The 13,374-nt window shown below is 39.5% G+C and carries 15 protein-coding genes; 2 read left to right on the top strand and 13 right to left on the bottom strand.

Annotated elements, in window-relative coordinates:
* Window positions 1-2 precede the first annotated feature (2 nt).
* From PH210_RS08840 to PH210_RS08855, 4 genes are read right to left on the bottom strand one after another with little or no spacing between them, the layout of a single operon-like run.
* Window positions 3-950, bottom strand: a complete 948-nt coding sequence (locus PH210_RS08840; protein WP_289984698.1) for an ABC transporter permease — start codon at window positions 948-950, stop codon at window positions 3-5.
* A gap of 27 nt (window positions 951-977) precedes the next feature.
* Window positions 978-2,543 carry an ABC transporter substrate-binding protein gene (locus PH210_RS08845; protein ID WP_289984699.1) on the bottom strand — a complete coding sequence of 522 codons (1,566 nt, stop codon included), beginning with the start codon at window positions 2,541-2,543 and terminating at the stop codon, window positions 978-980.
* A complete protein-coding gene (locus PH210_RS08850; RefSeq protein ID WP_289984700.1) occupies window positions 2,530-4,173 on the bottom strand; it encodes an AMP-binding protein in 1,644 nt (547 codons plus the stop codon). The genes PH210_RS08845 and PH210_RS08850 overlap by 14 nt, the downstream gene beginning before the upstream one ends.
* Window positions 4,160-4,372, bottom strand: coding sequence for an acetyl-CoA carboxylase biotin carboxyl carrier protein subunit (locus PH210_RS08855; RefSeq protein ID WP_289984701.1), 213 nt, complete (start codon window positions 4,370-4,372; stop codon window positions 4,160-4,162). Before PH210_RS08855 ends, PH210_RS08850 begins: the two co-directional genes overlap by 14 nt.
* A gap of 193 nt (window positions 4,373-4,565) precedes the next feature.
* Here PH210_RS08855 and PH210_RS08860 point away from each other — a divergent pair, with 193 nt between their 5' ends.
* The gene (locus tag PH210_RS08860; protein ID WP_289984702.1) at window positions 4,566-6,605 is read left to right on the top strand and encodes a helix-turn-helix domain-containing protein; all 2,040 of its coding nucleotides are present in this window, start codon (window positions 4,566-4,568) and stop codon (window positions 6,603-6,605) included.
* 96 nt (window positions 6,606-6,701) lie between these two features.
* Entirely contained in the window at window positions 6,702-7,340 is a 639-nt protein-coding gene (locus PH210_RS08865) for a hypothetical protein (RefSeq protein ID WP_289984703.1), read from the top strand.
* Between the two features lie 42 nt (window positions 7,341-7,382).
* On the opposite strand, the gene PH210_RS08870 is transcribed toward PH210_RS08865, so the two are convergent.
* From PH210_RS08870 to PH210_RS08910, 9 genes are all read right to left on the bottom strand, one after another.
* Entirely contained in the window at window positions 7,383-9,626 is a 2,244-nt protein-coding gene (locus PH210_RS08870; protein WP_289984704.1) for an AAA domain-containing protein, read from the bottom strand.
* Between the two features lie 101 nt (window positions 9,627-9,727).
* Complete coding sequence (locus tag PH210_RS08875) at window positions 9,728-9,928, bottom strand: helix-turn-helix domain-containing protein (RefSeq protein ID WP_289984705.1); 201 nt, start codon at window positions 9,926-9,928, stop codon at window positions 9,728-9,730.
* Between the two features lie 158 nt (window positions 9,929-10,086).
* A complete protein-coding gene (gene deoC / locus PH210_RS08880; protein ID WP_223590917.1) occupies window positions 10,087-10,734 on the bottom strand; it encodes a deoxyribose-phosphate aldolase in 648 nt (215 codons plus the stop codon).
* Window positions 10,735-10,908: 174 nt separating this feature from the next.
* Complete coding sequence (locus PH210_RS08885) at window positions 10,909-11,172, bottom strand: EutN/CcmL family microcompartment protein (protein ID WP_289984708.1); 264 nt, start codon at window positions 11,170-11,172, stop codon at window positions 10,909-10,911.
* Window positions 11,172-11,447, bottom strand: coding sequence for a BMC domain-containing protein (locus tag PH210_RS08890; protein ID WP_223590451.1), 276 nt, complete (start codon window positions 11,445-11,447; stop codon window positions 11,172-11,174). Before PH210_RS08890 ends, PH210_RS08885 begins: the two co-directional genes overlap by 1 nt.
* Before the next feature lie 3 nt (window positions 11,448-11,450).
* Window positions 11,451-11,735 carry a EutN/CcmL family microcompartment protein gene (locus PH210_RS08895; RefSeq protein ID WP_289984711.1) on the bottom strand — a complete coding sequence of 95 codons (285 nt, stop codon included), beginning with the start codon at window positions 11,733-11,735 and terminating at the stop codon, window positions 11,451-11,453.
* Window positions 11,736-11,749: 14 nt separating this feature from the next.
* Window positions 11,750-12,205, bottom strand: coding sequence for a ribose 5-phosphate isomerase B (rpiB, locus tag PH210_RS08900; protein WP_223590456.1), 456 nt, complete (start codon window positions 12,203-12,205; stop codon window positions 11,750-11,752).
* The gene (gene tpiA / locus PH210_RS08905; protein WP_289984713.1) at window positions 12,205-13,041 is read right to left on the bottom strand and encodes a triose-phosphate isomerase; all 837 of its coding nucleotides are present in this window, start codon (window positions 13,039-13,041) and stop codon (window positions 12,205-12,207) included. Before tpiA ends, rpiB begins: the two co-directional genes overlap by 1 nt.
* 11 nt (window positions 13,042-13,052) lie before the next feature.
* A complete protein-coding gene (locus tag PH210_RS08910) occupies window positions 13,053-13,331 on the bottom strand; it encodes a BMC domain-containing protein (protein WP_223590918.1) in 279 nt (92 codons plus the stop codon).
* Window positions 13,332-13,374: the final 43 nt, after the last annotated feature.

Raw genomic sequence — 13,374 nt, forward strand, 5'->3', positions numbered from 1 at the left:
TTTTAATCAAATTCAATTCGAGGATCCAAAATGCTATAGAGTACATCTGTAACAAAGTTTATGATGAGGACCATCACAACCATTACTAGGACGACACCTTGAAGCATCGGAAAATCCCTTTGCAGTATTGAATTGACTGCCAGCTGCCCCATTCCAGGAATTGCGAAAACACTTTCAATCACAACCGTAGCACCAAGCATGTTCCCAAATAGAAGCCCCGCTGTTGTAACGACAGGTAAAAAAGCATTTCTAAGTCCATGCTTCCAAATAACTGGCCATAATGATAATCCTTTGGAATAAGCAGTACGAATATAATCTGAATCCATACTCTCAAGAAGTGAAGAACGTAATTGTCGTGTGATTTGTGCCGCACCAAATGCACCTAGGCAAAAGGCTGGGAGAAGAACACTTTGTAAAAAACCGCCCGAATTCTCAAAAATACTAACAAATCCTGTGGCAGGAAGCCAACCAAGCTTGACACTAAATACGGCTACCAGCAGCATCGCTAACCAAAAATTTGGAATGGCTGTCCCTAACGTGCCGAAAAACCTGGCCACATAATCCATCCAACTATTAGGCTTTAAAATAGAGGTAATGGCAAAAAACATCCCTATTAGAAAGGAAAGAATCATCGCAGAAATAACAAGCTGAATTGTAATACCCAGTCTTGAAAACACTGCATCACTGACAATTTCCCCGGTAAAAAGAGATCTTCCTAAATCTCCGTGTAAAGCATGTAATAGCCAATTCCCATACTGAATGAGCACAGGTTGATCCAAGCCCAGTTGACTTCTCAACTGGGCAAGTTTATCTGCGGTTGCATTATCTCCAAGAAGCGCAAGAGCAGGATCACCCGGTATAATCAGGATTAGGGAAAAGACCACCAAAGTCGTTACAATCAGCATGGGTATGACATACATCAAGCGGCGTAACAAAAATTTATAAAACATTGGCTCTCTCCCTTCCTATCCCCTTTATTATTGTTCCAGCCACAAGTAGGAGAACTTTGGTTTCCCTAGTAATGTTCCTTCAAAGCCCTTAACCTTTGGCGACATGGCTGCAGTAGAAGGAGTAAACATAATAGGAATCGTCATCGCTTCTTCTGTCATTGCAATCTCATTTATTTCACCATATAACTTTGCTCGCTCTTTTTGATCATACGAAGCAGCTGCCTTTGAAATCAATTCTTCTTTTTTAGGTGATGTCTCCCCGCCAACATTGTAGAAACCTTTTCCGCCAAGGAATAAGCTGACTGTTTGTTGCGGGTCGGGACGTCCTGTCCATGCCGTAAGATTTGCCGGTAACTGCTTTTCATTAAAGTAAAGAGCTACTCCCTTTGTGAGTTCCATTGGCTGTATGTTAATCGTAAAGCCCGCCTCTTTGACTTGCCCTTTTATGGCTTCCGCCAATCTTTGATAGAATGGTGCTGTTGGCACGAACATATCAAATTTGACATTTTCAACTCCAGCCTGTTTCAATAATTCCTTTGATTTTTTAGTGTCATAGTTAATTTTCATATCAGGACTTGCTGCCCAATAATCACTAGGAAATGTTTGATTAGCCGACTCGCCTTCCCCAAAGGTTAAAGCTTTTACAAGGGCATCACGATCGATGGCATATTGAAGCGCCTGCCTGACTTCCTTTTTATCAAATGGTGACATTTTCGTATTTAAATAAATATTATAGAACGCAACCTTCATTTTCGAATCTAACACTATATTCTTATCATTCTTTAAAACTTGACTATTGTCAGGTGAAACATTCCAATAGAATTGAACCTGACCTGATTTAAGTGCATTTAATCTTGTATTTTCATCAGGCATAATTTTAGCTGTTATTTTATCAAGGTATGGCAGTCCTTTTTGCCAGTAATCCTTATTCGCTTCAAACTGAATTTCTCCGTTTCTTACCCATTTAACCATCTTATAGGGACCTGTCCCCACTGGGTTTTGGCTGAAGTCAGCACCAAATTTTTGGACTGCTGCAGGCGAAACCATCATCCCTGAACGATCTGATAGGGCAAGGATAATGGAGGAATCTGGCTGTTTTAAATGTAATTTCACCGTTTGTGGATCGACAACCTCTACCGATTCTACATTGGATAAATCGGATACTTTTGATTCTTTGGATCTTACCCTTTCAAGGTTAAATTTAACGGCATCAGCATTAAATGGGGTTCCATCATGGAAGTTTACCCCTTTTCTTAAGTGTAGAATAATGGTTTTATCATCCGGGGTGTCCCATGATTCCGCAAGGCCTGGTTGAGGTTCAAGATTCGCATTATAATTTACTAATGTGTCATAAACTGGATACAGCAGTGGATGATCGTTCCCGGAATTGCCAAGGATGGGATCGTAGTTACTCACATCAGAGTCATAGGCAACAACAAGGGTGCCTCCATTCCTCGGTTCGCTGTTTTTTGCGTTTTCTGCCGTCTTGCCTGCTGTATTTTCACCAGCGGTAGAACTGTTTTTGGAGCAGCCAGCCACTAACAACAATGTGGCTATTAGGACAACGAATAAGACTTTGTTAATTTTTCTCATGGACAACCTCCTTATAATTTGCCTTCTCTTTTTCTTCATCTGCAAGCAGCCTTCGAAGCAATTTGCCAGTCCCGGTAACTGGCAGGCTGTCCCTAAACTCAACATAGCGGGGATATTTATAAGCAGCCATTTTTTCCTTGCTCCATCGGATAATCTCCTCTTCCGTAATCCTAGTTTGGAATTCCGGTCTAATCACCACAAAAGCCTTTACTGATTCGCCACGTACGGGGTCTGGCACACCAATCACTGCCGCTTGGGAGATGGCAGGATGGTTCATCAGCATAATTTCAACATCTTCAGGAAATACACTGTATCCAGAACACTTGATCATTTCTTTAATACGGCCGAGAAAAAATAAATATCCCTCTTGATCCAACTTGCCAATGTCACCTGTATAGACCCATCCATCGCGAAGCGTTTGGGCTGTTGCTTCCGGCTTATTCAAGTATCCTTTAAAAACACCGGGATTTTTAACAATAATCTCTCCCTTTTCCCCAATTGAAACCTCCCTCCGTGGCTCATCAATAGACATGATTTTTATTTCTGTTTCCAATACAGGCTTGCCGGTAGTACCAAATTTGACAGCTCCTTCGGACATCAGCGTATCGGCCGTATGGGTTTCACTTAGCCCGTATGCTGATTCAAATAATCCTACACCAGTCAGCTCCTTCCATTGATTCGAAATTTCCTCGGTTAATGGAATGCCAAAGCTGGTGCATGCATTCAATCTAAGAGAACGAAAGTCAACCTTATTGGCATCTGGATGCTTCATAATGGCTATATTCATTGGAACAACAGTCTGAGCTACTGTGACCTTGTACCGCTCGATAACTTCCATTGCCGATTCTGGAGTAAAACGATTAAGTAAGACCAAGGTTCCACCAGTAAAAATGACGACGTTCATGCCTAACATGCCGGCAATATGGCAAATTGGCATAATGGATAATGATATATCCTGTGCTGTTGTATTCCTTGTTTGCGCAACACAATAAGATTTATATAATGCATTTCGATAAGTCAGCATAGCCCCTTTCGGCTGTCCAGTAGATCCGGACGTATAGACAATAAGGGAAACATCATTTTCCACATCAATCTCTATTCTTGGAGGGGTTGCTATTTTTGATTGAAAAATCTGAATTAAATCGATGCAATCTGCTAAGCTTTTCTTTGGGGGTATTTTTTCTGGAAACTCTGGCTGTGGGATTTCTGGAAGAAAATCTATGTAGCTCGTTGTAATAACCAATTCAATCGAAGAATGATTTCGAACCTGGTCTACAATGGGATGCAATTGTTCCAAGGTGACGATTGCTTTCGCTCCTAAATCATTCACTTCATATGCCAATTCCCATTCCTTAAACATGGGACTGCATGGACCTACAATTGCTCCAATTTTCTGAATTCCAAAATGACAAATAATATATTGAGGACAATTGGGTAAAAAAAGCGCAACCTTGTCTCCTTTTTTAATTCCACAGGAATGAAGAAACATCGCGAATCGATCTGATAAATCATCCAGTTCCTGATAGGTAATCGTTTTTCCATAAAAGATGATCGCTTCTTTATTTGGTGTGATTCGTGCATAATGGCGAAGATACTCATGCAGCGGCTGGTTAACATTATTCCAACTCAATAATGATATCCCCCTCATTAACAAATTCTCCTTCTCTTACTTTCACATCCCTTATAACTACTTTTGACTCAACTGTTATCGGAATCTCCATCTTCATTGACTCAAGAATAACTACCTCATTGCCAGACTCGACAATATCACCTGGCTTTACCAACACTTTGAAAACAGATCCCGCCATATAGGATGAGATATATCCCAACCTTTCCACTCCCTCTCGATCTTAATGAAATGAATTTTCTTAACAAAAAGTAAGCGTTTACAACATTATAAAACTATTTCTGAAAATTCTGTATTTACAGAAAGTATATGAAATTGATAAAATGAAAACAATGTTGATTCTCATAGCTTTTCTTCTAATAAACTATGGAAGTTCACAGTGAGGTGATAAATCGATGTTAAATCTTGCACAGCTCCGATCCTTTTTTATCCAAAATCTAGGAATTTCATGTTATGAGATTTGGTTTTATACTCCTGTAGAACATCGATGGATTTTAACAGATAGACAGGGTATTCGTGATTTTCCTTCCCCAACCACCAAAGTGGGGGTTCAACCGTACAGCTTGGACAACCCCCAATTGTTAACACTGGATTATCCACAAGACTATAAGGTTACTATCCTCTATACTGAAACAACTACGCCATTAGAAAAAGGTAATATTAACCTTTTATACCACCTGATGTATCCCTTTTACACTGATCTCTTGATGAAAAGAAAAGGTATAGAATTGGAAAAGCTGATCGAGGGTGTGCAAAACATAACCGTTTCACTAGACCTTGATGAATTATTGGCGAAAATTTTAGATAACGTAGCCGCTGTAATTCCGGGATCGGAAGCCTGCGTTTTTTGGATGTATAGTCCGGCATTAGACCGTTTAGTATGTAAAGCTTATAGAGGATGGAAAAAAGAAATAGAAAAAGTACGATATAAAATTGGAGAATCCGTAACAGGCAAAACATTTCTTGATGGACAACCAAGAGTCTATTATTCATTTCGTGAGGCTAATGAAGCGATGGAAGGAACATCCGACGAAAATTACAAATATTTAAAGCATGCCTTTCACAACCACAGGGTAAAAGTATCTGTCACCATTCCGATAAAATTTCGGGATGAAATTATTGGAGTTTTAAGCATTCATCAAGATGACCGCGAACGGAATCTTACGGATTGGGATTTTCAACTTTTACAAGGATTAGCTGCACAAATTGCGATTGCAATGGAAAATGCACGGTTATTTACGGAAATTAAACGAAAGAATCAAGTCCTAGTGAAACGAAACGAAGTCGATTCAACACTTTCACAGCTCTCTGTCCAAAATAGAGGAGTTGAAACGATCACTCAAGAATTAAATCGAATGCTTGGTTTGTCATTAATATTTGTGGACATGATCGAAAGCGAACACTTTCCAAAGCAAAAAGAACTTCCTTTTTCGATGGATGAACTAACAAAACTCCTATCCAACCGAAAAGTTCCCATTTACGTTGAACTTTTCGATCAGGATGAAAAGGCATTTTACATTTACCCAATTTTAGTTGGATCTGTTTGTAACGGATGTATGATTATTGCTATCAATCGACCATTAACACAGCTGGAACATATCATCATTGATAGAGGGGGATCGGTACTGGCAATGGAATTAGCCAAAAAGAAGTCATTGGCAGATATCTATTATAAAAAGACCCATGAATTTTATAATGACTTATTATTAAACGATAACCCTGATTTACTAACCAAAAAAGCGATGAATCTTGGCTTGGATCTTAAATCAAACCTTTTCTCGGTTATTATTGCGATTGCTCATTTTAAAGATCTTCAAATACTAGATAGCATCGTTCATCGATTCATATCCCGAATTAAACAAGTTCTATTAGATCATAAAAAAATCGTATTTGGTAATCATAACAAAGTTACCATTCTATTCTCTCCTACGAACCCAGCAGACAAGCGTTCGGTAATGAGAAAATTGGATACTATTTTAAAAGAAAGTGAACTTAACGATCAAATCCATCTGTTTGTCGGGGTAGGTTCGGTTTATCATGGAATTGAATCTGTTGCCAAATCCCACAATGAAGCGAACAAAGCCGTCTCATATCTTATCTCACGCAATAAATCAGGTATGATCCATTTTTCCGATATAGGGATAAACCGCCTATTTATTAATCAGTCCTCCGAAGAAATTGAAAGGTTTCTTGAAGAAATTTTCACGCCTTTGAATTCCATTAAAGGGAATAATAATGATTTAGAAAAGACGCTCATAACGTATATACAAACAAATCGCTCGTCAGCTAAGACAGCTCAGAAGCTGCATATTCATGTAAACACACTTTACTTAAGGCTGAAAAAAATTGAAGAACAATTAGGCATGTCCCTCGAAGAACCTGAGAATTTTTTAAAGGTACAGCTTGCCTGCCATCTGCGTGAATCGTTTTTATAAATTGTCTGTCATCCTCCTTCTTTAGTTTTATCTTCTAGATGAATCTTCTTTGCATATCTTTAATACAAAAGGAAAAAAAGAAGGAGGAATACATCCTTGAGTAAACTGGAATTTTTAGAAGCTAATCAAAATTTCAAAAGTTACTATAAAACACTACGCGATTTGAACAATTTTTTAAGCAGCTCTCCCGAATTACAGACTGCAAACCAAACCATTACTCAATTAATCTTTGAATTTATTCGAGTTAACGGTGTGACTTTTAGGGAAATGGACCGCGGACAATTCGAAAGAGAATATCAGATTTTTCAAGAGGACCTTTTAAATATTATTCAAAACAGTGGTGAAAACAATGTTGATTTCAATGGGTTTGCTTCCCTTTTAGATGAAATAATCGTAATCGCGAATCTAAGGCAAGAGGCACTTGGAAAAATACAACGAACAAAACTAGAATCCCCATTAGGTAATGCTGATGAGGACGAAGACGAAAGCTCTGAGGAAGCCCTAGAAATTAATGTGGAAGCTCAAGCGGAAATTTCCGAAATACTCAACACGGCTGTAGAGGAGACCAATGAAGAGGATAATAATGATCCTGCATTAAATAGCAATAATGCTGTCAATGAATTTGAGAGCAGTGACGATTTTTCCGCCATCGCGGCTGATGAGGAAAGCAAAGAGGAATCAATAGAAAGCAGTAGTGATGGTGATAAATACAGAACTTATCGGAGATATCGTTAGCAGTGCAAAGGAAAAAGCATCGGTTGATGCTTTTTTCTTTTGCTACAGCCCAGTGAACTGACTTAACAGGTACTCTGATATCTTCGCTGATTCAAGCCGTGCTGCAATATATGGAGGCTTAATAGCCTTAATTCCCTCGATCATCATCCCAAGCCAAAAAATCTTCTTGTCGATCATAATAAAGGGAAATGGGATTCTCGCTTGTATTAACTGAGTTGGTCCTAAATCCGTCCAGTCCTCCTCCGAAAAAATAATGAAGGACGTTCGTTTATCTCTATTTTTCAATTTTAATTTCCAATCCTCCGACAATTCGGTGCCATCTGGTAGTGAGAGCATGATGGACAATCTGGCCGAATCAATATCCTGGAATACTTTTTCAAGCTTCCTAGCATGCATCCATTGTAATTTAGAATGCTGATTTTTGATCCAGGTACCAATTTCATTCTTTCTAACTGCTTGATTATGTCTCACTTGATGTTCGACTAACTGCCTTAATGTTTTCGAATGATATACATGTGTCTTTATAAACGCTTGATTGCTGATATGAATGAATTTTCCTTTCGTCCTGGTGATGGCAACATTTATTAATCGTTCACTATCTGCGCCAGTTAATAGCATGCCAGCACGTTCCTGCGGTTCACCATCAACTGTATCGAAAACCATCACATCCCTCTCACTGCCCTGGAATCGATGCACAGTTGCGGAAATAATATCTGCGTTTAAGCGTTCTTTTTCATATACATCCTCTAATAACAATTCCATCAAATTAGATTGAGCCCGGTACGGTGTTACAAAACCAATAGAACGTGCTCCCCCTAAATAGGATTCATGAATTACCTGAAAAGATAGCAGCAGCTGCCATAGATTTAGCCGTGAATTAGAGTTTTTTTCTGATATGCAATGTGCTCCAGTAAAGCTTGAATCTACTAAAATAGAAGCACGTCCGGGAAATGGTTGATTTTCAACAATTGCATTCCGTGATTTTCGAACACTTTCATGGTCACCCACAAGCGAATGATAAATGTATTGATTGGTAAAGGATGAAATGTCCGGATGCATTCTTCGCTGTTCTTTTAGTAAAAATAAATGCGGATGCAGCTTGCCTTCCTTAACCCACTCAACCACACCGGCCCGATGAAATATATCTTCCTTCAACCATTTGGTTACTAAAGCATCTCTGGATGCAGCAATCGACGGCAGCTGCTTAAAATCACCGCAAATGATGACTCTTTTTCCTAATGATGCTGCAAATCCGGCTTGAGGAACATATGCCATGCTTGCCTCGTCGAGAATGACTACGTCAAAATCCTTATCATGTATCACGGGATCACTTGCTGCTTTAGCTAGTGTAGCACCTACAATATACGCATTCTTGACAAACTCAATCTCCTTTTGGCGAATTTTCTCAAGGACTTTCGCAATCTTGATCTCTAGCTCCAGCAATGAATGGGTGTCTCTTTTACTAAAAGAACGGGCTAAATCTTGTTTAAGCTTCCTTCTTTCCTCAACTAAAAGTTCTTTGTCCGCTGCAAGCTCTGGGTCTTGTTTCTCGAGCAGTTGGCTGGTTGTAACTGTATCATGATTGGCAAGCTGTTCACCGGTCAGAAACCCATAGCGAAGGATATCCCCTTCATTAAATCGATTTTTCTTGGTAACAAAGCTTGAAATCTCACCTATCAGGACATCGACTGCTTGGTTACTATGTGATAATATGAGCACTCGCTTTTCCTGGAAATATTTATTAGCGGCCACTCTTGCAAGGGTATACGTTTTACCAGTTCCCGGAGGCCCCCAGACAAAAGTGACAGGATTATATTTTGATCTTAATAATAACTCATGGACGTTACTTTTGATTTTTTCCTGCGGGTGCTTTGCCGGCATAGAGGGATCCATCAAGTTCTTTATCCGGAGACGTTTCTGCTTATTTTTTTTTATTTCATCCAGGCGCTGAATTAGCTGTTCGAGTAATTCCCAAGGATCATGAATTAGATAAGCCTCATCTACTAAATCGCCGAATGATTTCTCTAAGGATAGCATGACACCTTTACCCTCAGAAGACAGGACACGTCCTGATTGCTTCATACTGCCCCATTCTAGTTTAATTGCTGTACCTACTGGTATCCGTAAATTACCAGATGTATCAAAATAATAGGTATACGAACCTTCGGTAGAGAGAAGCCTTCCATTTGTAATGAGGTATTTATTACTGCCGTATTTTTTTAAATAGTTTATTTCATTTTGCAGTGCCTGCTGCCATTCTTTGATATAAGCTTTTGTTGATGTCATATTTCTCTTCCTTCTAAATAAAAAAAGCTCAATCATTTAAAGATTGAACTTTTTGCTAATGGAATTACTATACCATGTTGTCTATGGGTATTCCAATATTATTAGATAGATACTTCACCAATTGAGAATGTGCAATTTAATACATTGGATATTTTTGCTAATATAGAAACCTGTACATCCTGATCGCCTTCTTCAATGGCAGCGATGGTTTCAGCATTTATGCCTGATAATAAGGCAAGTTTTTCTATTTCTATTTCACGATTTAATCTAATTTTCTTTAATTGATGTCCAATATTGTTCATTCGAAACACCCCTTGTGTATGTAAGCGATTACATTCATTAATATCATTATAGTAAAATATCTAAAAATTATCAATACTTTTAAAATAGGAATATAAGAAAAATGAGTTTTTCATATAGAGAAAAACTATATGAAAAACTCAATCTTTCACGGATCATTTTAATATCCAGTTCCTTGTCCGCCAGTAATAATCGCAATACTTGAACTAGCACCAATTCTTGTCGCGCCAGCTTGAATTAGTTTTCGTGCTGTATCTAAATCTCTTACACAGGCTGAAGCTTTTACGCCCATATCTGGTCCAACTGCCTCACGCATTAATTTGATATCTTCCGCTGTTGCACAGCCTGGTCCAAAACCGGTTGATGTTTTAACAAAATCAGCACCGGCCATTTTTGCCAAAATACAAGCCTTTTTCTTCTCTTCAATTTCTAGCAGTCCTGTTTCAATAATAACCTTAACTGGAGCATGACCTTTAGCGGCTAATACAACACCTTCAATGTCCTTTTTAACGGTTTCAAAGTCACCGGATTTTAGTGCCCCAACGTTAATGACCATGTCGATTTCAGTTGCTCCGTTCGCAATCGCATCACGAGTTTCTGCAATTTTTACAAATGTGCTTGTCGCTCCTAATGGGAAGCCAACAACTGTCGTAATACCTACACCAGAGCCTTTAAGTTCTTTTGCCGCAGTCTGCACCCAATACGGATTGACGCAAACAGTTGCAAATTTATGTTCCTTTGCTTCTTCACATAGCTTCACAATTTGATCCTTTGACGCTTCTGGCTTTAATAAAGTATGGTCGATCATTCTTGCAACAGATGGACCAGTAATAATGTTGGAAGAAGAACCTTCTTTATAGGTTACGTTTCCGGAAACAACAGGTTTTGCTTCCTTCAACTCTTGTTTATTGGTTAATTGCTGCATAATTTGATTGGTAATTTGTTCCACTAATGCTTCGATTTGCATCTTGCTCACCTCACGTTATTCTAATCGATCAACGATTCCGGCAATGACGGCATCAAACGAACCCTTAGGATCTTCTAATATGTCACGTGCCGAACCACCTTCCTCAAGTAAAAGCACATAATCGCCAACCCCGGCATGGAACCGATCAAATGCAATGATCGGTTCACCGATTTCTTTACCCGCGGCATCAACCGGAATGACAACCATTAGTTTTTTGTTTTGATGGCTTGGTGTCTTTATCGTTGAAACGACATTCCCAACAACCTTTGCTAGTTTCATTATTTTACAACTGGAAGAATTTTTTCGATATCTGAATGTGGTCTTGGGATAACGTGTACTGATAAGAATTCGCCTACACGCTGTGCAGCATCTGCACCTGCTTCTGTTGCCGCTTTAACTGCACCAACATCTCCGCGAACCATGACACAAACTAAACCGCCGCCAACATTTACCTTTCCTAGTAAAGTTACGTTTGCTGCTTTTGTCATCGCGTCTGCTGCTTCAATTGCCCCTACCAAACCTTTTGTTTCGATCATTCCTAATGCGTTGCTCATTTATTATTCCTCCATTCGTTTCGTCACATTATAGTAATCAATGATTCCTAAAATCCCAGCATCTGATGGGACTAAATCTTTGTTAAGCGGTAAGGAAGACTCCCGGCTTTTTGCCAGATAAACTAGTTCTCCTTCCCCCGACTGTCCAATCGTATCTATAGCCACAAGTGGTTTGCCTTTATCCTTCAACTGGTCATCAACCGGTTGGACAATCAGAAGCTTTAAACCTCTTAAATTATCATTTTTATGAGTACAAACAATATTTCCAATCACTTTGGCTACGAACATAGTTTAACCTGCCTTTATCTGTGTAAAAACCGACTTTCAATTTCCATGATTTTAGTAACGCGGCGATCATGACGGCCGCCGGCAAAATCAGTTTCCAGCCAGGTTTTCACTAATTGCTTAGCTAGGCCTTCACCGATAAACTGCCCGCCTATCGATAAAACGTTGGCATTATTGTGCTCTTTGCTGTTGATAACTGAGGATAAATCCCAGCACACTGCACCGCGAACACCCGGTATTTTATTTAAAACCATGCCGCTGCCTACACCGACACCATCAATCATGATTCCAACGTAGTCATCATTTGTGGCAACCGTTTCACCCACTAAAAAAGCGATATCGGGATAATCTACTGATTCGTTTGCCTTACAGCCAAAATCAAGATATTCATAGCCTAATTCCGTCAAGTAGGCCTTTAACTTTTCTTTCAGTTCGTATCCACCATGGTCACTGCCAATCGCAACTTTTTTCATTACCTTTGTTCTCCTTTGGCAAATACATTGATAATTCCATCAAAAGACTGGGGATTTAAGCTAGCGCCTCCAACCAGGACACCATCAATATCCGGCATCGTACTGTATTCGGCAGCATTGCTTTCATTAACAGAACCACCGTATAAAATCGAGATACTATCTGCGTATTCACCCAGTATATTTTTTAAAACAGAACGGATATAAGCATGAGTTTGTTGAGCCAAATCAGCGGTTGCTGACTGCCCTGTTCCAATCGCCCATATAGGTTCATAGGCGATAATAAAATTGCTGGAATCTATATCTTTCAGGGCTCCATTTAGTTGAGTCGATAAGACATGTTCTGTTTGCATCGAATTTTTCTGACCCAGCGTTTCTCCAATGCAGATAATCGGAATGAGTCCGGCTTTGATTGTCTGCTTCACTTTTAAATTCACTAAATCATCATCTTCACCCGCATATTGTCTTCTTTCGGAGTGGCCGATTATCACATATTCACAGCCAACATCCTTCAACATATTTGTGGATGTCTCACCAGTGTAGGCACCTTTCTCAGCCCAATGGACATTTTGTCCACCAAGATGAATCGGTTTTCCAGATTGTTTAATAAAAAGATGAGCAGGATAAAGCAGCTGGGAAGGCGGACAAACTACCACTGAAATGTCCATGCTGCTGTTTATTTTTTGAAAAAATTCAGCTGTCGTACTAAGTGTATTGTTCATTTTCCAATTGGCAATAACATAGGTCTGCCGATCGTTTTGGATTTGCAGCTCACCGAGTGTGTGAACAATCGTGTCCCTTACGAGATTTTTGATAAAGCTTTCAATGGATTGTTCCATTTCGCTTCCCCTTATTCACTCTTTGGCAGGATACCTTCAACATCGCCGTTTGGACGTGGAATCACGTGTACTGAAAGAAGTGTTCCAACGCGCTGAGCTGCTTCTGCTCCAGCTTCAGTTGCGGCTTTAACTGCGCCTACATCCCCGCGAACCATAACGGTTACAATACCCGCACCGACTAATTCTCTGCCGACTAATGTAACATTTGCAGCTTTAACCATCGCGTCTGCTGCTTCGATTGCACCTACTAAACCTTTTGTTTCAATCATTCCTAATGCTTCTTGACCCATGATATTTCCTCCTTTAGGAACCTCTAATTTTTGTTTTATTTGC

Source organism: Paenibacillus sp. BSR1-1 (assembly GCF_030403775.1).
Classification (GTDB): domain Bacteria; phylum Bacillota; class Bacilli; order Bacillales; family Cytobacillaceae; genus Neobacillus.

What these genes read in the sequence shown, in the direction of transcription:
- PH210_RS08885 (WP_289984708.1), bottom strand. Translation starts at nt 11,172, where the DNA reads ATGAAACTAGCAAAGGTTGTTGGGAATGTCGTTTCAACGATAAAGACA.
- PH210_RS08845 (WP_289984699.1), bottom strand. Translation starts at nt 2,543, where the DNA reads ATGAGAAAAATTAACAAAGTCTTATTCGTTGTCCTAATAGCCACATTG.
- rpiB (WP_223590456.1), bottom strand. Translation starts at nt 12,205, where the DNA reads ATGAAAAAAGTTGCGATTGGCAGTGACCATGGTGGATACGAACTGAAA.
- deoC (WP_223590917.1), bottom strand. Translation starts at nt 10,734, where the DNA reads ATGATCGACCATACTTTATTAAAGCCAGAAGCGTCAAAGGATCAAATT.
- PH210_RS08840 (WP_289984698.1), bottom strand. Translation starts at nt 950, where the DNA reads ATGTTTTATAAATTTTTGTTACGCCGCTTGATGTATGTCATACCCATG.
- PH210_RS08860 (WP_289984702.1), top strand. Translation starts at nt 4,566, where the DNA reads ATGTTAAATCTTGCACAGCTCCGATCCTTTTTTATCCAAAATCTAGGA.
- PH210_RS08875 (WP_289984705.1), bottom strand. Translation starts at nt 9,928, where the DNA reads ATGAACAATATTGGACATCAATTAAAGAAAATTAGATTAAATCGTGAA.
- PH210_RS08890 (WP_223590451.1), bottom strand. Translation starts at nt 11,447, where the DNA reads ATGAGCAACGCATTAGGAATGATCGAAACAAAAGGTTTGGTAGGGGCA.
- PH210_RS08870 (WP_289984704.1), bottom strand. Translation starts at nt 9,626, where the DNA reads ATGACATCAACAAAAGCTTATATCAAAGAATGGCAGCAGGCACTGCAA.
- tpiA (WP_289984713.1), bottom strand. Translation starts at nt 13,041, where the DNA reads ATGGAACAATCCATTGAAAGCTTTATCAAAAATCTCGTAAGGGACACG.
- PH210_RS08910 (WP_223590918.1), bottom strand. Translation starts at nt 13,331, where the DNA reads ATGGGTCAAGAAGCATTAGGAATGATTGAAACAAAAGGTTTAGTAGGT.
- PH210_RS08895 (WP_289984711.1), bottom strand. Translation starts at nt 11,735, where the DNA reads ATGTTCGTAGCCAAAGTGATTGGAAATATTGTTTGTACTCATAAAAAT.